Below are 18,027 nucleotides of genomic sequence, written 5' to 3' on the forward strand. Positions count from 1 at the left end.
CGCGCCGGATCCGCGCGATCTCCGCCCGCAACGAAAGGACACCGTGCAGTACTGCCTGTTCACCGAACCCCAGATGGGCGCGACGTACGCCGACCAGCTCGCGTACGCGCAGGCCGGCGAACGCCTCGGCTTTCACGGCTTCTTCCGGTCCGACCACTTCCTCAGCGGCATGGGGGACGGTCTCCCCGGGCCGACCGACGCCTGGACGACGCTCGCGGGGCTCGCGCGCGAGACCACGCGACTGCGCCTCGGGACACTCGTCTCGCCGGTGACCTTCCGCCACCCCGGGATCCTCGCGATCCAGGTCGCACAGGTCGATCAGATGTCGGGCGGACGCGTCGAGCTCGGGCTCGGTGCCGGCTGGTTCGCCCGCGAACACAAGGCCTACGGCATCCCGTTCCCGGATCGCCGATTCGACCTCCTCGAGGAGCAGCTCGGCATCCTCACCGGACTCTGGTCGACGCCGGTGGGCGAGACGTACTCGTTCGAAGGCCGCGACTACACGCTCGTCGAGGCGCCTGCCCTGCCCAAGCCGGTGCAGAGCAGCGTGCCCGTGATCATCGGCGGCGGCGGAAAGCGCCGCACGCCTGAGCTGGTGGCGCGGTTCGGCACCGAATACAACATCGGCTTCCCCGAGGATCACCAGATCCAGGAGCGGATCGACAACCTCCTCGCCGCGTGCGACCGGGTGGGTCGCGATCCCGGCACCATCCGGCTGTCGATCGCGATGTCGACGTTCGCCGGCAAGGACGAGGCAGCGGTCGCCGCGCGGGCCGCGCGTATCGGCAAGACCCTCGATGACGTGCGCGACGGCACCAACATCGTCGGCGGACCCGACGAGATCGCGGAGCGCATCGCCACGTATCAGGCTTTCGGGATCGAGCGCCTGTACTTCCAGCTGCTCGACCTGCAGGATGTCGACCACGTCGAGTACCTCGGCGCGGAGGTGCTGCCGCACCTTCCGGTGTGATTCTGCGCGTCGCGGAGGGCGCGCGTCAGCGACGGTCGTCGAAGAAGGCGCGCAGGAGAGCGGATGCCTCGGCCTCGCGCACGCCGGCGACCACCTCGGCACGGTGGGGCAGACGCCGATCGCGCACGACGTCGTACATCGAGCCGGCCGCGCCGGCCTTGTCGTCCCACGCGCCGAACACGAGCCGCGAGACGCGGGACTGCAGCACCGCGCCCGCGCACATGAGGCAGGGTTCGAGGGTCACCACGAGCGTGCAGCCTTCCAGGTTCCACGACCCGGTCGCCTCCGCGGCGGCGCGCAGGGCCACGACCTCGGCGTGGGCGGTCGGGTCATGCGTGGCCTCACGCAGGTTGCGGCCTTCGCCGATGGCGCGGCCCGCGGCATCCGTCACCACCGCACCGACCGGCACGTCGCCCGACTCCCCCGCGGCGGCGGCCAGCGCGAGCGCCCGGTCCATCGCGGCGAGATCGGCGGGGTCGGCGTGCACCCCTCGAGCGTATTGCCTCCACCTCCCTCGTTCACTTGCCCTGTTTGTATGCGCCGGCTGCGACTGCGCGTACATCCATGGCAAGTGAACGGTGCCCCCAGGCGCCGCAGGGCGGGCAGGGACGACGCGGAGGAACCGGACGGCACGCACTACCCTTGGCCTATGCGCCTGCACGTCGCCGACCACCCGCTCATCACCCACAAGCTCACGGTGCTGCGGGACCAGCGCACATCGTCGCCGGTCTTCCGGCAGCTGACCGAAGAGCTGGTGACCCTGCTCGCCTACGAGGCGACGCGCAACGTGCGCGTCTCGCCGATCGAGATCCAGACGCCGGTCACCACGACGATGGGTGTCAGGATCAGCGAGCCCCGCCCCCTCGTCGTGCCGATCCTGCGTGCCGGGCTCGGAATGCTCGAGGGCATGGTCAAGCTCATCCCCACCGCCGAAGTCGGATTCCTCGGCATGGTGCGCAACGAAGAGACGCTCGAGCCCTCGACGTACGCCGAGCGTCTTCCCGACGATCTCAGCGACCGGCAGTGCTTCGTGCTCGACCCGATGCTGGCCACGGGCGGCTCCCTCGGCGCCGCGATCGAGTTCCTCTTCGCGCGCGGCGCGCAGGACGTCACCGCGATCTGCCTGCTCGGCGCCCCCGAGGGGGTCGCGGCGATCGAGAAGCAGGTCGACGGCCGCGATGTGACGCTCGTGCTGGGCGCGATGGACGAGCGCCTGAACGAGAAGGGCTACATCGTTCCCGGACTGGGCGACGCCGGCGACCGGCTCTACGGCACCGTCTGAAGAAGGCTCGCGCGCGCCCCATGCGAACGAGGAGCGCGGGCGCGACATCCGCCCCTCGCCGAACGGATGCCGCACCCACGCCCCTCGACGCTTCGTCAGGCTACGCGCGCGATATCGGCCACCCAACGGGGTTGACACGACCAGGGCAGTTGTCTAGGGGTCGGCGCGGTGCACCGCCGGATCGGCTCAATCGCCGAGCGGAGGCTCCTGCGACGAACGCCTGCCCGTCTCCTGCTCCCAGAACTCCAGCTGCTGGGTGAGGGCTTTCGCGAGTTCGAAGACCTGCTCGGGTGGAATCCGGATGCGGCTGACCACGCGAGCCGGAACGATCGTGTGCCGCTGCCCGGTGTCGGCGTCGACCTGCTCCCGGGGCGGCTGCGCGAGCGTCAGGAAGTCCATGACGAACACGGTGGGCGTATGCCAGACGTTCGCGAAGTCCGCATACGCGCCGCCGATCAGCTCGGGCGGCAGGTCGATCTCGAACTGGCGGGGGGCGTCGTCGGCCATGGTGCCTCCTGACGGATCGGTCGCGGGTACGGCGAGGTCGAGCGCGAGTCTACGCGGGGGTCAGCCGCGGCCGACGAGGCGCGCGAACCCACTCAAGCGGGCGACGCCCTCGGGCGTGTAGGGAAGGTCGTCGAGCAGCCCCGGCGAGTACACGACGTACGCCGTGTGCATCGCTCGCGAGATGGCGACGTTCAGCCGGTTGCGCAGCAGGAGGAACTCGAGCCCGCGCGGCGCATCGCGCCCGCTCGACGCGGCCAGCGACACGATCGCGACGGCGGCCTCCTTGCCCTGGAACTTGTCGACGGTGCCCACCGGCACCTCGGCGAACCCGGCCGCGGCGAGCGCCGCCTCGACGGCGACCTGCTGCGCGTTGTAGGGCGTGACCACGATGATGTCGCGTGCCTCCAACGGCCGCGCGGGCAGCGTCGACGAGATTCCGCCCTCGTCGACGTGCGCGTCTGTCCATTCGCGGCCGACGAGGTCGGCGACCAGTCGCGCCACCTCGGCGGCCTCTTCGAGCGACTGGGTCGCGTTGCCGTGGTGGCGCAGCGCGACCGGGATGAGGCCCGGAGCGACGCCCTCTATCCGGCGAAGGGCGGTGGACGGGTGGGCTTCGAGCTCACCGCGATACGACAGTGCCGAGACGGGTGCCGCGACTTCGGGACGCATGCGCCAGGTCTGCGCCAGGAAGTATCCGTACTCCTGCGGGATGACGTCGGCGCCGTCCATCACCCAGCCGAGCGCAGAGGTGTCCACCGGTGCGGGATGGGTGCCCTGGCTCACCTGCGGCAGTTGCTGCGGGTCGCCCAGCAGCAGCAGGCGCGGAGCAGCGAGCGACACCGCGATCGTCGAGGCCAGCGAGAACTGACCGGCTTCGTCGACCACGAGCAGGTCGAGACTGCCGCGGGGCACGCGCCCCTCGTGGCTGAAGTCCCATGCGGTGCCGCCGATCACATAGCCCTCGGCCTCGTGCTCGGACGTGAACGCGGCGATCCCGTTCTTCGGCAGCACCGTGAAGGTGTGGTCGGCGCCGGGATCCTTCGGCGCCTTGCCGACCTGCGCGGCGGGCACCCCGGCCGCGATCACGCGATCGAGCAGCTGCTCGATCGTCGCGTGCCCCTGGGCGACGACGCCGACCTTGTAGCCGTGGTCGCGAACGAGCCGCGCGATGACGTGCGAGCCGACGTAGGTCTTTCCCGTCCCGGGCGGCCCCTGCACGGCCAGGTAGCTGCGATCGAGGTCGCGCACGGCCCGGGCGATCGCGTCCACGACATCGCCGCCGACCGCCGGCAGCGCGCCCGTGAGCGTGCGCGGGGGGCGACGGCACAGGATGTCGGTCGCCGGATCCTCCGGGAGCCGGGGGTGGGCGTCGATGACGGCATCCGCCCACGCGTCGATCGCCGCCTGCTGGTTGCCGGCGCCGGGCGGCGCGGGCGGCGTCAAGGCGAGCGGCAGTTGGCCCCACGTGTTCCCGTCGACCGCGGTCTCTTCGATCACGGCGCCGTCATCGAGCACCTCGAGGACCTTGACCGAGCGGTAGGAGTGGATCCACCGCGGCGACGCCTCGAACGGGTAGGGGGCGGGCAGCTCGTACAGGGCGAAGGGGTTCGTGCCTTCGCTCAGGCGCGTGCCGGGCGCGAGCTCGCCACGCAGCTCGATGATGCGACGCTCTCCGCCCCGCCCGCTCTCGGCGAAGTGCCAGTCCTCGGTCACGCGGCTGCGCGCCGGGTCGATGGTGACGACGTCACGCGTCTCGTCCCACAGCGACACCGGCTCGCGCAGCCGCAGGAAGTGCGTGGCCCAGAACGACTTCGACTCACGCGGGTAGTAGTCGATCGCGGCGGCACCGAGGTGCAGGGTGCGCGCCGCGACGGAGTCGTCCGGATGCTGGTGCGCGAGGCCCTCGAGCATGGTCGCGCGTGGCGACGGCTCGTACGCCCGCTCGTCGGGTTCGGGATCGGGAGAGGGCCGAAGCTGCGCTTCGCGTGCGCGGTCGACCAGCCAGTCGCGCAGGCGCCGCGTCGACACGCAGTCGTAGCGGTTGTAGTCCGCGAGATCGTCGAGGATCTCGCGCGCCGTGGCCTCGTCGCCGTCGTCGGCCAGCGCGCGCGCCTCGACGTAGCGCACGATCGAGTCGTCACCCTTCTGCACGTCGCTGGTGCGCACCTCGTCGCCCATGTACAGGGGCTCGAGCTTCTTGATCGAGTACGACCGCGATCCCACTCGCAGCGCGCGCCGGACGATCGGGTACAGGTCGACGAAGACACCGTCGCGCAGCAGCCGGTCGACGTCGGCCTCGCGCACGCCGTGGCGCGCAGCCATTGCGAGCAGGTGGGTCGGCTCGTACGGCGCGTAGTGGTAGATGTGCATGCCGGGGAACTGCTGGCGTCGCAGTGCGACGATGTCGAGGAACGTCTCGAGCGCGCGCTTCTCGTCGTCGAAGCTGTGCGCCCAGAGGGCGGTGTACTGCTCGCGCGAGTCGACCCAGCCGAACAGATAGTCGATGCCCCACTGCGTGGGCTCCCCCGGTGCCGGAGGCTCGGAGTGCAGCGGATCACCCTCGAAGTCGAAGAACAGGTCGCCATGGTCGGGCCGTGGGAGGGCGCCGAGCGCCTGCGGCGCGACGACCTCGAAGACCGGCATCGGGGGCGCGTCCGTCGCCGTTGCCGCCGGAAGTTCGACGACCGTCGCGACGGCATGGGCGACACGACCGGCCGAGGCGGCGGCGGCTTCCGCGACGATCACGGCGGGAGCACCACCGTCGTCGTGCGCGCCCGTGGTCTCGGTGCCGGCGAACGGCTTCGGTGGGAAGAGCGGCGGCGTGCCGGCAGGGCTCTCGAGCTGCAGTCGTGCCTGCGTCCGCAGGGACGCCAAGACGTCGGGATTCAGCCCGGCAGGCGCCGCCTCGACGGTCGCCAGCCGGTCGATGGTCGTCACGCCTGCCCCACGCAGCCGGTCCCGCTGAACGGGCCGCATACCGGCCACGAGCAGAAGATCGCGGGATGCCACGACCTCGGCGTCGCACGTCGCGCAGCGTCCGCACGCGATCACGCCCAGCTCACCCCGTTCGTCGCCCCATGCGATCGGCTCGCCCGCGGCGCCGAGCTCGAGACGGCGGTCGCCGATGAGGGCGGCCAGCCGCTCACGGCGCAGGCGGAAGACGGGCAGCAGGTCGTCGACCTCGTGCACGCTCACGCTGCCGTCGCCGAGCAGCAGTTCTACGCGGTCGGACCGCTGGACACTGAGCCGGTCGAGCTGATCGACGTATGCCGCCAGCTGCATGAGCGCCGTCACGCGCGCACGACGTGCAAGCTTCGTGTCCTGCACGATCCACGGCCGGGGGCCGGTCTGCGCGCCGTCCGACGGCTCGCGCACCAGGAAGTCCGCGAACCCGACGAAGTCGCTCGTCGCGAAAGCGGCCTGGTAGATCACCTCGGCGTCCGATGCCAGCGCCGCGTTCGTGCGTGCCACCGCGTCGGCCAGCGCCACGGCATCCGACGACCGCACTTCCGGGATCTCGACGACACCCTCGCCGTACCGGGCGACGTAATCAGCGAGCACCCGCCGCTCGTGCACCGTGCCGAGCCGGCCCGCCCGCTCGAGCGTGAGGTCCTCGGGCTCTTCGACGGCGGGGACCCTGCCCAGCCGCGCGTCGATCGCCCGCAGCCACGCGAACTCGCACTCCGCCGCGGCCTTGAGGTCGCTCGCGCTCCAGACGATCCGGCCTTCGTCTTCGATGTATCGCATGCCCTGCCCTTCGCTACGACCCTAACCGCGCCCGCCGACACTCCCCCTCTCTCCCCCGCCCCACGCGCGGCCTCCGGCCCACGGTCCGCGCGGCCCCGTCCCGCGCGGCCCCCGGTCCCGCGCGGCCCGAGCCGTCGCAACGGGTCGCTTGCGCTTGCCGCATGCGGCCATTCGCGACGCCTCGACATCCGGCGAACGATGCCGGGCGGACGCAGGCCGGCGGACGCAGGTCGGCGGAAGGACACCGGGAGGCGGGCACCTGCCAGACTGGTGCGCATGAACCTGCCGTTCGAGAGCGCCTACCGGCACGGGTTCGCGCGGGTCGCCGCGTGCACGATCCCCGTCGCGATCGCCGATCCGGCCGCCAACGCCGACGCCGTGCTCGCCGCCGCACGCGAGTGCGACGCCGAGGCCGTCGCCGTCGCCGTCTTCCCCGAGCTGTGCCTGACCGGGTACGCGATCGAGGACCTCGTGATGCAGGATGCCGTGCTCGACGCGACCGCGACCGCGATCGAGCGGCTGGTCGAGGCATCCGTCGATCTCTTCCCGGTGCTCGTCGTCGGTGCACCCCTGCGCCATCGCAACCGGCTCTACAACTGCGCCGTCGTGATCCACCGCGGCGAGCTGCTCGGCGTCGCACCCAAGTCGTACCTGCCGACCTATCGCGAGTTCTACGAGCGGCGCTGGTACGCGCCCGGCGACGATCGCGGCGACCACGACATCCGGGTCGGCGAGCTCGAAGCGCCGTTCGGCCCCGACCTGATCTTCGAGGCGCTCGACGTCCCCGGCCTCATCGTGCACGCCGAAGTGTGCGAGGACGTGTGGGTGCCGATCCCGCCGTCGTCGCGGGCCGCGCTGGCCGGCGCGAGCGTGCTGCTGAACCTGAGCGGCAGCCCCATCACGATCGCCCGCGCCGAGGATCGCAAGGATCTGTGCCAGTCGCAGTCGCTGCGCTGCCTCGCGGCCTACGCGTACGCTGCGGCGGGCACCGGCGAGTCGACCAACGACGTGTCGTGGGACGGCCAGACGATGATCTACGAGGGCGGCAATCTGCTCGCCGAGACCGAGCGGTTCCCCGACGGTCCTCGCCGTTCCGTCGCCGACGTCGACCTCGACCGGCTGCGTCAAGACCGCCTGCGCCAGGGCACGTTCGACGACAACCGCAGGACGCACGAGGCGGATGCCACCTTCCGCACGGTGCATTTCCAGCTCGACCCGCCGGCGACCGACATCGGCCTGCGCCGCAGCCTCGACCGCTTCCCGTTCGTGCCCGACGACCCCGAGCGCCTCGCGCTGGACTGCTACGAAGCGTTCAACATCCAGGTGTCCGGCCTCGTACAGCGGATGCGCGCGATCGGCGACCCCAAGCCTGTGATCGGCCTCAGCGGCGGGCTGGACTCCACGCACGCGCTACTCGTGGTCGCGCGCGCCATGGACCGCATGGGCCGCCCGCGCAGCGACATCCTCGCGTACACGATGCCCGGGTTCGCGACCAGCGACCACACCAAATCCAACGCGATCGCCCTGGCCGAGTCCGTCGGCGCGTCGATCGAGACGATCGACATCCGCCCGGCCGCGACCGAGATCCTGGAGGGCATCCGACACCCGTTCGCCGAGGGCGAGCCGGTGCACGACGTCACCTTCGAGAACGTGCAGGCGGGCGTGCGCACCGACTTCCTGTTCCGCCTGGCCAACCACCACGGCGGCATGGTGATCGGCACGTCCGACCTGTCCGAGCTCGCGCTCGGGTGGGCGACCTACGGTGTCGGCGACCACATGAGCCACTACGCCGTCAACGCCGGCGTGCCCAAGACGCTGATCCAGCACGTCATCCGGTGGGTCATCGCGCACGGCGAGGGCGTGGATGACGCCGAGGCCGCGGTGCTGCAGTCGGTGCTCGACACCGAGATCTCGCCCGAGCTCGTGCCCGCCGGGCAGGACGGCAAGATGCAGTCCACCGAGGACCGCATCGGCCCGTACGCTCTGCACGACTTCGCGCTGTACCACGTGCTGCGCTTCGGGTTCCGGCCGTCCAAGATCGCCTACCTCGCCGCGCACGCGTGGGCGGATCCGGATGCCGGGGCCTGGCCGCCCGGCTTCCCTGATGAGGACCGCTACGCCTACGACCTGCCGACGGTGGTGAAGTGGCTGCAGGTCTTCCTGCAGCGCTACTTCGCCTTCGCGCAGTTCAAGCGCTCGGCCATCCCGAACGGCCCGAAGGTCTCACCCGCGGGGTCGCTCTCGCCGCGGGGCGACTGGCGCGCCCCCTCGGACGGCAACGCGCGGGCGTGGATCGACGAGCTCAAGGCCGCGCTGCCGGAGCTCGTCGAGGACTGACCCGACGGATGCCTCGGCTCGACGCATCCGCTCGTCCGTTCCCGCCCACTCCCTCAGCCCCTTGCCGAGGACAGGTGCTCTGGCGAACCCAGGCCGGGTCCGGCATCCGCTCGTCCTTTCCATCCGTCTCCCGCCGATGCGCGCCCCGAGATCAGGTGATTTCGCGAGCGGAGGACGTTCTGGCGAGATTCCTCCTACCTCGGTGAAATCACCTGATCTCGCGGCGGCGGCCAGGCGCAAAGCAGGCACTCACCGGCCTGCATGCACCCCCGATACCGGGCCGGGCGACGGCCGAAGCGCCCGCCGACGGCTCAGGCGGGCACGGCGCCGAAGGCGAGCGTGATGATCCAGCCGTCGCGCGACAGGTCGGCGAGGTGGTACTGCACGCGCCGATCCGGGATCCAGCCCTTGGTGCGCGGACTGTCGAGGCGCACGTGGTCGGCGGCGACGCGCGCCCCGCGGCCGTCCGCGTCACGCACGGCCTGCACGCGCGTCCAGTGCGCGAGGAGCTTCGAGAGGTCGTCCTCCTCGAACAGGTGCGAGTGCCGCTTCATGGTGCGCAGCTCCGCGTCGTCGGGGTGCGCGTCGCGCAGGTCGAGGCCGATCGGCACCGCGGGGTCGCAAACGGCGACGACGCTCGCCGCGCGGAAGTTGGCGTTGCGGATCTTCACCGGAAGCTCCTGGCCTCCGACCTCCGCGATCAGCTGCGTGTGGAACCCGAAGCCGCCCGGCGCCTCACGCTCCACCCGCACATCCTTCGGCTCGACGCGCATGAGCCCGGCGACGATCTCTTTCGCGAGGAGTCGCTTGCGGTCGTGCTCGGCGAGCTTGGGATCCCATCCGAGTCGCGCCGTGACACCGTCCGGCGTGTCGAGAAGCACCGATTGCATGGTCCACCTCTTCCCGCGGAACCCCCGCCCTCCCATCCTGTCGAACCCACGGCGGCGACGGAAGATGGCCACGCGGGGGCCGGGCGGCTGCCGCGGCGTGCGTCAACCCCTGCGCGACCACGGCACGTGGATGCCAGGATGAGCCGATGGACGGCTTCGCGGCGGTCGACTTCGAGTTCGCGCGGCAGGTGCTCCAGCGGGGTATCGCGGCGCTGTTCGCGGTCGCGTTCGCGTCCTCGCTGAATCAGTTCCGCCCGCTCCTGGGCGAGCACGGCCTGCTTCCCGCGCCGGAGCTTCTCGCGTGGGCGCGCTCGTCGCCTCAGCGGCGCCGGATGCTGCGTCCCACGCTCTTTCTGCGCGTGCGCTACACCGACCGCCGCCTCGTAGCCATGTGCATCGCGGGCATCGTGGTCGCCGCTGCCCTCGTCGCGGGCATCCCGCAACTCGGCCCGCCCTGGGTGCCGATGCTGTGCTTCCTCGCGCTGTGGCTCGGCTACATGTCGATCACGAGCATCGGCCAGACCTTCTACGGCTTCGGATGGGAGATGCTGCTGCTCGAGTCCGGGTTCCTCGCGGCGTTCCTCGGGTCGAACGAGCAGCCACCCTCGACGGTCGTGATCGTGCTGTTCTGGTGGCTGGTGTTCCGGCTGGAGTTCGGCGCAGGCATGATCAAGATCCGCGGCGGGCGCGAGTGGCGCGATCTCACCGCGCTGACGTATCACCACGAGACCCAGCCGATGCCCGGGCCGCTCAGCCGGCAGGCGCATCTGCTCCCCCGCTGGTTTCACAAGGGCGAGGTGCTCGGCAACCACTTCGCGCAGCTGATCGTGCCGTGGTTCCTGTTCGCGCCGCTCCTCGGACTGTTCGTCCCCGGCCCCGTGCCGGCGATCATCGGTGCCGTGGCGGCGGCGATCGTCATCGCCACCCAGGTGTGGCTCGTCCTCACCGGCAACTTCGCGTGGCTGAACTGGATGACCATCGTGCTGGCGTTCTCGGCCATCGGTGTGCCGGGAATCGGCGCCGAACCGCGACCCGCCGCGAGCGACCCGCCGTGGATCGTCGACGGGATGCCGCTGTACTGGGCCGTCGTGACCGCCGCGGTCGGCCTGCTGTTCGTCGTGCTCAGCTGGGCGCCGCTGCGCAACCTGTTCGCACGACGGCAGCTCATGAACGCGAGCTTCAACCGGTGGCAGCTCGCCAACGCCTACGGGGCGTTCGGAACGGTCACGAAGGAGCGCATCGAGATCGTCGTCGAGGGCACGATGGACGAGATTCCGGATGCCGCCACCTGGCGCGAGTACGGATTCAAGGGCAAGCCCGGCGATCTGCGCCGGATCCCGCGGCAGTACGCGCCCTACCATCTGCGGCTGGACTGGCTGATGTGGTTCCTGCCGCTCGGACGTTCCCTCGAGGACTGGTTCACAGCGTTCCTGGTGAAGCTGCTCCAGGCGGATGCTCCGACGCTGCGACTGCTGGCGCGCGATCCGTTCGAAGGCGAGCGACCCCGATGGGTGCGCGCGGTGTCGTACCGCTACCGCTTCACCACGCGCGCGGAGTTCCGCGACACCGGCACCCGGTGGGTGCGCGACCGCCGCCGCCCGGTCATGGGCCCGGTCTCGTTGCGCCGCTGACCGGCCGGCTCCGGTTCGGGGGCAGCTTCCGCGAGAACGCCGCCGGGAGCGACCCGCGAACCGCGACCGCGCCCGAGATCAGAGGACGGGGGCGTCGCCGGCGGCGTCGGTGCGCTGCTTGCGCCGGGACGTGAGGTCGACGATGGCCACGACGAACGCGAGCGCGAGGAACAGCCCGACCGACAGCATCCCGAACGCGAAGGCGTCGTGGTAGACGACGAGGTCGTCGCGCGAGCCCGACTCCCGGTAGATCGTCGCGTAGAAGAGCGACAGCCCGACCGCGGTGCCGACGGCCGCCCCGATCCGCTGGCCCAGCTGGCCGACCGAGCCGGCAAGGCCGCCCTGCTTGACGGGCACGTCGGCGAGCGTGAGCGTCTGGTTCGGCGCGATCACCAGACCGCCGCCGGCGCCGCCGAGCGTCATGATCCCGGCGAACACGTAGGGTACCCACGCGGGATCCCCGAACATGGTCGTGAGCACGAGGCCCCCCACGCACGCCAGCATGCAGGCCAGGCCCCACACCACGATGATGCGGCCGTACTCCGAGACCAGGTTGCCCCCGATCCACGAGGTCACGGCGCTGGCCAGCGCGAACCCGATCGACGTCATCCCCGCATACACCGGCTCGAGTCCGAGACCGAGCTGCAGGTACAGCGTCGAGACGAGGAACAGCGCGGGCATCGCCGTGAAGTACGCCGTCTGCAGCAGTGTGCCGTTGCGATACGAGGTGACGCGGAACAGCTTGAGCGGAACGAGCGGACTGCCGCCCCGCGCGGCGTACCGGCGTTCCCACGCGACGAACGCCGAGACGAACAGCGCGAATGCGACCAGCAGCCACCATCGCGCGGGGTTGTCGGTCGGGGCACCGGTGGTGAACAGGAACGGCCACATGAGCGACACGATGCTCGCGCCGAAGAGCAGGACGCCGATGGGGTCCAGCTGCACCGGACGCCGCGACCGCGTGCGCGTGTCGGGGAGCAGCCACAGCGCGAGGCCGATCGCCGCGAGGCACAGCGGCACGTTCATCCAGAAGATCAGACGCCAGCCGTCGGTCGGGCCGCCGACGGCGATCAGCAGCCCGCCGAGGGTGGGGCCGAACGCCGTCGCCACGCCGATCGTCGCGCCGAACAGGCCGAAGGCACGGCCGCGCTCCTTTCCCTGGAACAGCTCCTGCGCCATGCCGAGGACCTGCGGCATCTGGATGCCGGCAGCCACGCCCTGCAGGAGGCGTGCGACGAGCAGGAACTCCGCCGAGGGCGCCAGCGCGCACGCCACGCTGGTGAGGGTATACAGCGACAGGCCGACGACGAACAGCGTCCGGCGGGAGCGCTGATCACCCAGGCGGCCCATGGGCACGAGAACCAGGCCGAACGTGAGCACGAAGCCCGACACGATCAGCTGCAGCTCGGTGGAGCCGGCGTCGAGCACGTCGCCGATCGAGGGCAGCGCGACGTTGACCTTGGTCATGTCCAGGATCGTGATCGCCGCGACCGACACGCACACCCAGAACGCACGCCAGCGTGCGCCCGACGTAAGCGGGATCGCGGCGGTGTGCGGCGCGGCATGCGCAGCAGCGTGTGCCGCGAGCGGGCGCTCCGCGAGTGCGCCCTCGGTGGTTTCCGGCGTCGGCTCTGGAGTGGGCATCGAGCCCAGGCTAGCGCGGGCATCAGACCCGATCAGCGCCGGATCCCGGTGCACGGGAGCCCGGATCGTCGGGCGCCGCCGGTGCACCGGCGAGAATGGAGGCATGAGACTTCTCGTCGCCGCGCTGGAATCCGAGCTGGCCGCCTTCCCTGGGGAGCTTCCCGGATTCGACCGGCTCGTGACGGGACCGGGCAAGCTGCAGGCCACCTACGCCCTGACGCGGGCGCTGGACGCGGGGTCGTACGACGAGGTGGTCGTGGTGGGCACGGCCGGCGCGATCGACCCGCGCCTGGACGCCACGGTGTACGAAGTGGATGCGACACTTCAGCACGATGTGACCGACATCGACGGCATCGTCGGCCAGCACGTGTCACTGCCGGCGCTGCTCGAGCTGGGCCGCGAGGGCGTCACGATCGCGACGGGCGACCATTTCGTGGACGACGCCGAGGCCGTGGCGCTGATCCGGCCGCTCGGTGCGGGACTGATCGACATGGAGACGTACGCGTACGTGTGGGTCGCGCAGCGCTTCGGCGTCCCGATCCGCGTGCTCAAAGCGGTGTCGGATCGCGCACAGGACGGCGCGATCACCGACTGGCATGCCACCGTGACGGCCTGCAGCCATCAGCTGTGGGACCGGGTCCGCGCCGACTACGGCGTCTGAGCGCCCCGCGCGGCGTCAGTCCGCCCGTCGCAAGACCGACCGCAGCACGAGGAACACGATCACGGCGACGACGGATGCCGCAGCCGCGGTCGTGGAACGTCGAAACGCCGGGCGTTCACACCCCGGCGAGCGAGCCGTTCGCGGCAGCGGCGTTCTGCGTCACACCGTCCTGGACGATCACACTCGGACCGTGCGGGCTCGCCTGGACGATCAGCTGCGCCGGCAGCTGCTCCTTCATCGCCGCGACGTGGCTGATCACCCCGACCGTGCGTCCGCCCTGGCGCAGCTCGTCGAGCGTGCGCATCGCGAGCTCGAGCGTCTCCTCGTCGAGCGATCCGAATCCCTCATCGATGAATAGCGTGTCCAGCCGCACGCCGCCGGCGCGCGCGGTCACGACCTCGGCGAGGCCCAGCGCGAGGGCGAGCGAGGCGAGGAACGTCTCGCCACCCGAGAGCGACTGGGCGGGCCGTGCCTGACCAGTGAAGGCGTCGACGATCTCGAGTCCGAGGCCCGACGCCGCTCCGCGCGCCGCGCGGGCGTCGCTGTGCTGCAGCCGGTAGCGTCCCGACGACATGTCGCCGAGCCGCAGGTTGGCGGCCGCCACGATGTCTTCGAGCTCGGCGGCGAGCACGAACGTCTCGAGGTCCATCTTCATCGAGTTGGGTGCCCGTCCGGCCACGGTGTCGGCCAGTCGAGTGATCGCGGCGGCATCCGCGGCCCGCTCGGCGACACCCGCGTACGCCTCGTCGAGCTGCTGCACGAGGTCGCGCAGTGCGGCGCCGAGGCTGCGCGCCTCGCTCTCGGCCGCCAGCGCAGCGGTGCGGGCCGCGTCGGTCGCGTCCAGCGCGGCCTGCGAAGCCGCGAGGTCGACCGGCTGGTCGGGCGTGCCCGCGAGCTCGAGTTCGAGCTCGAGCAAGCGGCTGCGCGTTGCGGTGAGTTGCGCGTCGTGCTCCGCGATCCGGGTGGACAGGGCGGTGACCGTGCCCGGCTCGCGCATCGCCGCGGCGGCATCGTCGGCGTCGGTGAAGACGGATGCCGCGACCAGCGCTTCGGCGTCGGCGCGGGCGTCCGCGTGGACTTTCTCGGCCTGGCGTGCGGTCGCCTGCGCGCGACTGAACGCGCGCGCCGCATCGCGGACACGGGTGACGGCAGCGACACGCTCGGCGACGGAGCCGTATTCACCGCGGGCCTCCGCGACGACGGCCCGGACGGCGGCGACGCTCGCCGACAGCGCGGCTAGGTGCGTGCGAGCCTGCGTCAGCTCGTCTGCGAGGGAAGCCCGTGCAGTCTCGGCTTCGGCGTCGAGCGCCACCAGCGCGGCACGCTCGGCCTCCAGCGCGGTGCGCCGACCGGCCGCGCTCTCGGCCGCGGCCACGAGCACGATGGCTGCCTCCAGCTGCTCCTCGAGCACTGCCGGCGCCTCACCCCCGGCCCGCGCTGCGGCGACGGCGTGGCGTTCGCGTGCGGCGCGCGCCGCGTCGGACGCGCTGCGCTCGCGAGCCGCCGCGGTCTCGCGTTCGGCCTCGGCAGCGGCGAGATCGTCGTCGGTGACGGGATCGTCCGAGATCGGGGCCGGATGCGGGTGGGCGGTCGACCCGCAGACCGCGCAGGGCTCGCCGTCCACGAGCGTCGCGGCGAGCTCGCCCGCGTAACCGTCGAGGCGACGCTGCAGCAGACTCGCCACGGCGGAGCCTGCGGCGGCAGACCCGGTCGCCGCGTCGCGGTGCGCGACCTCGGCGATCCGGAGTTCGTGCGCGAGCTTCTCCGCCTCGCGGGCCGCGTCCAAGCGTGCTGCCAGCTCGTCGCGTCGCGTACGCGCAGGGTCGACGTGTGCCGCGTCCTGGCGGGCGGCGGCCAGCTCGTGGTCGAGCCGCTCCAGCTCGCCCGGCACGAGGACGCGCTGCGAGTCCATCGCCGCGAGGTCGGCCTCCATGGCTCTCACGCGCTCGGCGCCGGCACGCAGTTCTTGCTCGCCCGCGGCCAGTTCTGCCTCCTGCGCGGCGGCGGAGGCCCACATCGCGAGTTCGCCGGTGAATCGTTCGATCACCGCATCGAGGTCGTCGGCGCGGTCGATCCCTGCGGCGACGGCGGCGGCATCCCATGTCTGCTCGGCCACCACGGCGGCTGCCGTCGCCGTGGCGGCTGCGGCTGCCGTGCGACGGACGGCGTCGAGCGTGGCACGCAGCGCCTCGGCGGCGCGGGCGCGCTCGAGGTCGGCGCGGTCGTCGGCGATGCGCGGCGAGGCGGCTTCGAGCGCAGCAAGCCGTTCGCGGGCCTGGCGCAGTTCGGACTGCGCCTTGGCCACCGCGACGACCGCGCGATGGTCTGCGTCGGCTGCTGCCCGCGCCGTGTCGGCCTGTTCGCGCGCGTGCGTGAGCGTATCGAGCCGGTATGCGGCGCGCTCCGTCCCGAGCACCACCGCGGAGCGACGTGCCGTCAGATCGCCGGCCGCCTCGGCGCCGCCGAGATCGTTCGCCGCGATGAGCCGCTCGGCTTGGTCCAGAAGCGTGCGCGCCCGCTCCGCCCGCGCGTCGAGCTCGCGCTGCGCCGCCTTGCTGCGCTCGCCCAGCTCGCGGGCGTACTCCTCGTAGCGCCGACTGCCGAACAGGGCCCGCAACAGTGCTTGTCGCTCCGAGCCCGATGCGAGCAGGAACCGCGAGAACTTGTTCTGCGCCAGCAGGATGACCTGCTGGAACTGCTGGGCGTTCAGGCCCAGCACCTCGTCGAGCAGCAGCCCGACCTCGCGTGGCCTCGCGGCACGGCCGATCCACGTCTCGCCGACGAGCTCTTCCAGCTCGGCCCGGGTCGGCTCCGTCGTGAGCCTGCCGCCGCGCCGTGCGGGGCGCTGGTACTCGGGAGCTCGGATGATGCGCCATCGCCGCTCGCCCACCGTGAACTCCAGCCGCACCTGGGTGGGGTCTTCGGGCTCGCAGTGGTCGCTGCGCAGCCTCTTCTCGCCGGATTCGTAGCGCGGCACCGTTCCGTACAGCGCGAAGCACACGCCGTCCAGGATGCTGGACTTGCCGGCGCCGGTACGCCCGGCGATGAGGAAGATGCCGTCCCGATCGAACGCGTCGAAGTCGACGACCTGGCGCTCGCGGAACGGCCCGAATCCGGTGAGCTCCAGGTGGTGGAGCTTCACGCCGTCACCTCTGCGTGCGCACGCTGCTCGACGACCTCGGCGATGAGGCGCGCTTCACGTTCGCTCGCACCCTCGCCCTCGCGCACGTGGGCGAGGAACGCGTCGACGAGTTCCGCCTCGTTGCGCGTCGCCCGCACGCGCTCGACGTATGTGCGCGCGTCGTCGGTGCGCACCACGACCGGCGTGTGCGCCACGGCCGCGCAGTACGGGAAGCGGGCCAGCAGGCGGCGCATGGGGTCCCGCTGCGGCAGCGGGTCGGTGTACTCGACGTTGATCCAGTCCGACTCGTGCGCGGCATGGCGTTCGTCGGTCAGGATCTCGTCGAGCGGACCGGTGAGCGTGGTCAGCCTCCGCGGAACCGGGAGTTCGAGCCAGCGCGCGTCCTGCAGACCGTCGGCGTCGAGGTCGATCAGCCACGAACCGCGTGGCTTGAAGCGTTCGCCGAAGCTGTAGTGCAGTGGCGCGCCCGAATAGCGCACGCGCGGGCTCAGCTGCTGCTGACCATGGATGTGCCCGAGCGCCATGTAGTCCACGCCGTCGAAGACCGACAGCGGCACGACGTCGAGACCGCCCTGCTGGATGTCGCGCTCCAGCTGCGGCGTGGGCTCGACGCCCGCGGCGAAGCAGTGCGCCATCGCCACGGCGCGGCCGCCGCGCTCGGCGTGGTCGGCGCGCACGAGGCCCATCGCGTGCGCGAGTACGTCCGCGTGCGACCGCACACCCGGCCACTGCGCGCGCAGCAGCACCGGCTCGAGGTACGGGATGCCGTAGATGCTGACCGGGCCGTGCTCGTCCTCGACGATCACGGGCGTTCCGACTGCGGTGGGATCGGTGATCACGTGAACCCCGGCGCGCAAGAGCGATGATTGGAAGCCCAGGCGCGCGGCGGAGTCGTGGTTGCCGCTGGTGACGACGACGACGGCACCGGCATCCGCCAGCCCACGGAGGACATCCGACAGCAGGGTGTACGCGCCCGCGGCAGGAGTGGCCGAGTCGAAAACGTCCCCGGCGACGAGCACGACGTCGACCGCGTGCTCCCGGACCTGTGCCACCAGCGTCTCGAGCACGCCGCGGAGCGCATCGAGCGTCGAGTGCCCGTGGAAGGACCTCCCGATGTGCCAGTCCGAGGTGTGCAGGATCCGCATGCTGACACCGTACGTTCGCCCTGCGACATCGCGGTCGAGGCAGGCCGCGCGTGCGGGAACGAAGCGGAACC

Annotated in this window: 12 protein-coding genes; 5 read left to right on the top strand and 7 right to left on the bottom strand. The window is 71.6% G+C overall.

The features are described from left to right. Positions 1–43 precede the first annotated feature (43 nt). Positions 44–970 carry an LLM class F420-dependent oxidoreductase gene (locus ACLKM7_RS04040; protein ID WP_436445869.1) on the top strand — a complete coding sequence of 309 codons (927 nt, stop codon included), beginning with the start codon at positions 44–46 and terminating at the stop codon, positions 968–970. Positions 971–995: 25 nt separating this feature from the next. Here the strand turns inward: ACLKM7_RS04040 and ACLKM7_RS04045 are convergent, their stop codons facing one another. Then, positions 996–1,427, bottom strand: a complete 432-nt coding sequence (locus tag ACLKM7_RS04045) for a nucleoside deaminase (protein ID WP_436445898.1) — start codon at positions 1,425–1,427, stop codon at positions 996–998. 192 nt (positions 1,428–1,619) lie between these two features. Between ACLKM7_RS04045 and upp the strand changes: the two genes are divergently transcribed. Continuing rightward, the gene (gene upp, locus ACLKM7_RS04050; protein WP_436445870.1) at positions 1,620–2,252 is read left to right on the top strand and encodes a uracil phosphoribosyltransferase; all 633 of its coding nucleotides are present in this window, start codon (positions 1,620–1,622) and stop codon (positions 2,250–2,252) included. A gap of 186 nt (positions 2,253–2,438) precedes the next feature. Here upp and ACLKM7_RS04055 read toward each other — a convergent pair whose 3' ends face one another. Continuing rightward, entirely contained in the window at positions 2,439–2,759 is a 321-nt protein-coding gene (locus ACLKM7_RS04055; RefSeq protein ID WP_436445871.1) for a DUF3467 domain-containing protein, read from the bottom strand. 60 nt (positions 2,760–2,819) lie between these two features. Next, positions 2,820–6,506, bottom strand: coding sequence for a TM0106 family RecB-like putative nuclease (locus tag ACLKM7_RS04060; protein WP_436445872.1), 3,687 nt, complete (start codon positions 6,504–6,506; stop codon positions 2,820–2,822). A gap of 276 nt (positions 6,507–6,782) precedes the next feature. On the opposite strand from ACLKM7_RS04060, the gene ACLKM7_RS04065 reads away from it, so the two are divergent. Then, positions 6,783–8,843, top strand: a complete 2,061-nt coding sequence (locus ACLKM7_RS04065) for an NAD(+) synthase (protein ID WP_436445873.1) — start codon at positions 6,783–6,785, stop codon at positions 8,841–8,843. Positions 8,844–9,154: 311 nt separating this feature from the next. Here the strand turns inward: ACLKM7_RS04065 and ACLKM7_RS04070 are convergent, their stop codons facing one another. After that, positions 9,155–9,733 (bottom strand): hypothetical protein, encoded by a 579-nt coding sequence (locus ACLKM7_RS04070; RefSeq protein WP_436445874.1) that lies wholly within the window; start codon positions 9,731–9,733, stop codon positions 9,155–9,157. A 146-nt stretch (positions 9,734–9,879) separates the two neighbouring features. On the opposite strand from ACLKM7_RS04070, the gene ACLKM7_RS04075 reads away from it, so the two are divergent. Then, a complete protein-coding gene (locus tag ACLKM7_RS04075) occupies positions 9,880–11,364 on the top strand; it encodes a lipase maturation factor family protein (protein ID WP_436445875.1) in 1,485 nt (494 codons plus the stop codon). A 78-nt stretch (positions 11,365–11,442) separates the two neighbouring features. Here the strand turns inward: ACLKM7_RS04075 and ACLKM7_RS04080 are convergent, their stop codons facing one another. Beyond that, positions 11,443–13,008, bottom strand: a complete 1,566-nt coding sequence (locus ACLKM7_RS04080; protein ID WP_436445876.1) for an MFS transporter — start codon at positions 13,006–13,008, stop codon at positions 11,443–11,445. Between the two features lie 103 nt (positions 13,009–13,111). On the opposite strand from ACLKM7_RS04080, the gene ACLKM7_RS04085 reads away from it, so the two are divergent. Beyond that, complete coding sequence (locus ACLKM7_RS04085) at positions 13,112–13,669, top strand: phosphorylase family protein (RefSeq protein ID WP_436445877.1); 558 nt, start codon at positions 13,112–13,114, stop codon at positions 13,667–13,669. Between the two features lie 115 nt (positions 13,670–13,784). On the opposite strand, the gene ACLKM7_RS04090 is transcribed toward ACLKM7_RS04085, so the two are convergent. Both ACLKM7_RS04090 and ACLKM7_RS04095 read right to left on the bottom strand, forming a co-directional pair. After that, complete coding sequence (locus ACLKM7_RS04090) at positions 13,785–16,811, bottom strand: AAA family ATPase (RefSeq protein ID WP_436445878.1); 3,027 nt, start codon at positions 16,809–16,811, stop codon at positions 13,785–13,787. Continuing rightward, positions 16,808–17,956 carry an exonuclease SbcCD subunit D gene (locus ACLKM7_RS04095; RefSeq protein WP_436445879.1) on the bottom strand — a complete coding sequence of 383 codons (1,149 nt, stop codon included), beginning with the start codon at positions 17,954–17,956 and terminating at the stop codon, positions 16,808–16,810. Before ACLKM7_RS04095 ends, ACLKM7_RS04090 begins: the two co-directional genes overlap by 4 nt. Between the last annotated feature and the right edge of the window lie 71 nt (positions 17,957–18,027).

The sequence above is a fragment of the Microbacterium sp. I2 genome, assembly GCF_051364985.1.
Taxonomy (GTDB): Bacteria; Actinomycetota; Actinomycetes; order Actinomycetales; family Microbacteriaceae; genus Microbacterium.

Bases quoted from the DNA above. Each gene is read 5' to 3' on its own strand.
- ACLKM7_RS04070 (WP_436445874.1), bottom strand. From the start codon at position 9,733: ATGCAATCGGTGCTTCTCGACACGCCGGACGGTGTCACGGCGCGACTC.
- ACLKM7_RS04080 (WP_436445876.1), bottom strand. From the start codon at position 13,008: ATGCCCACTCCAGAGCCGACGCCGGAAACCACCGAGGGCGCACTCGCG.
- ACLKM7_RS04075 (WP_436445875.1), top strand. From the start codon at position 9,880: ATGGACGGCTTCGCGGCGGTCGACTTCGAGTTCGCGCGGCAGGTGCTC.
- ACLKM7_RS04095 (WP_436445879.1), bottom strand. From the start codon at position 17,956: ATGCGGATCCTGCACACCTCGGACTGGCACATCGGGAGGTCCTTCCAC.
- ACLKM7_RS04085 (WP_436445877.1), top strand. From the start codon at position 13,112: ATGAGACTTCTCGTCGCCGCGCTGGAATCCGAGCTGGCCGCCTTCCCT.
- ACLKM7_RS04065 (WP_436445873.1), top strand. From the start codon at position 6,783: ATGAACCTGCCGTTCGAGAGCGCCTACCGGCACGGGTTCGCGCGGGTC.
- ACLKM7_RS04045 (WP_436445898.1), bottom strand. From the start codon at position 1,427: ATGGACCGGGCGCTCGCGCTGGCCGCCGCCGCGGGGGAGTCGGGCGAC.
- ACLKM7_RS04060 (WP_436445872.1), bottom strand. From the start codon at position 6,506: ATGCGATACATCGAAGACGAAGGCCGGATCGTCTGGAGCGCGAGCGAC.
- upp (WP_436445870.1), top strand. From the start codon at position 1,620: ATGCGCCTGCACGTCGCCGACCACCCGCTCATCACCCACAAGCTCACG.
- ACLKM7_RS04055 (WP_436445871.1), bottom strand. From the start codon at position 2,759: ATGGCCGACGACGCCCCCCGCCAGTTCGAGATCGACCTGCCGCCCGAG.